The sequence below is a fragment of the Azospirillum sp. B506 genome (assembly GCF_000333595.1).
Lineage (GTDB): Bacteria > Pseudomonadota > Alphaproteobacteria > Azospirillales > Azospirillaceae > Azospirillum.
Map to the genome: position 1 here is coordinate 1 of NZ_BADK01000422.1, position 1214 is coordinate 1214.

Genomic DNA, 1214 nt, shown 5'->3' on the forward strand with positions numbered 1-1214 from the left:
AACGCCATCCTGAAGATCCTGGAGGAGCCGCCCCCCGGCGCCCTGCTGCTGCTGGTCAGCGACAATCCCGGCGGCATGCTGCCGACCATCCGCTCGCGCTGCCGCAAGCTGACGCTGAAGCCGCTGGCGGAGGAAACGGTGATCGAGCTGCTGGGCCAGCACCGGCCCGACATCGCCGCCGACGACCGCCCGGCGTTGGCCCGCCTGTCCGAGGGCAGCGTCGGCCGCGCCATCGATCTGGCCGATGCCGGCGGGCTGGCGCTCTATCGCGAGATGATCGGGCTGCTGTCCGACCTGCCGCGCATCGACATCGTCGCGGCACACGCCTTCGGCGACAAGCTGACCCGCAAACAGGATGACGGGATGTTCGAGACGGCGACCGAGCTGCTGGTCTGGTGGCTGGCCCGCTTCGCCCGTTCGCTCGCCCGCGGCTCCTGGCCGGCGGAGGTGGTGCCGGGCGAGGCCGCGCTGATGACCCGATTGGCCAACGCCCGCGGTCTTGAACGTTGGGTGGAGGTGTGGGAAAAGGTTCAGCGTCTTTTCGCGCGCGCGGAATCCGCAAACCTGGACCGCAAGCAGGTGGTCCTGAACGCCCTGTCGGCGCTGGAAACGGCAGCCGCCTAGGGTTATGTCAGAACCTGCCGGTTGACCCTGACTTGAAAGAAAGTGCCGCAAATGGCCGGGCCGAAGACCTTCTACCTGACGACGCCGATCTATTACGTGAACGACGTGCCGCACATCGGTCACGCCTACACCACGCTTGCCTGCGACGTCCTCGCCCGGTTCATGCGCCTCGACGGCTATGACGTGAAGTTCCTGACCGGCACCGACGAGCATGGCCAGAAGGTGGAGAAGTCGGCGGAAAAGGCCGGCATCGCGCCGCAGGAGTTCACCGACCGGGTGTCGCAGAACTTCCGCGATCTCGTCTCGCTGATGAACTATTCCAACGACGACTTCATCCGCACAACCGAGCCGCGCCACGTCACGTCGGTGCAGGCGCTGTGGACGCTGCTGAAGGACCGCGGCGAGATCTATCTGGGGTCCTACGCCGGCTGGTATTCGGTCCGCGACGAAGCCTTCTACGGCGAGGATGAGCTGACCACCCACGGCGAAGGGCAGAAGATCGCCCCGACCGGCGCCGAGTGCNAGTGGGTGGAGGAGCCGTCCTATTTCTTCAAGCTCTCGGCCTGGCGAGACCGGCTGATCGAGTTCTA

General features: G+C 66.2%; 2 protein-coding genes. Both read left to right on the forward strand.

The window, feature by feature from the left end; genetic code table 11:
• A partial coding sequence (locus I71_RS12990) for a DNA polymerase III subunit delta' (protein ID WP_042695279.1) occupies positions 1 to 624 on the forward strand: 624 nt, incomplete at its 5' end.
• A gap of 51 nt (positions 625 to 675) precedes the next feature.
• Positions 676 to 1214: class I tRNA ligase family protein (locus tag I71_RS12995; protein WP_148294222.1), on the forward strand; the 539-nt coding region annotated here is incomplete at its 3' end.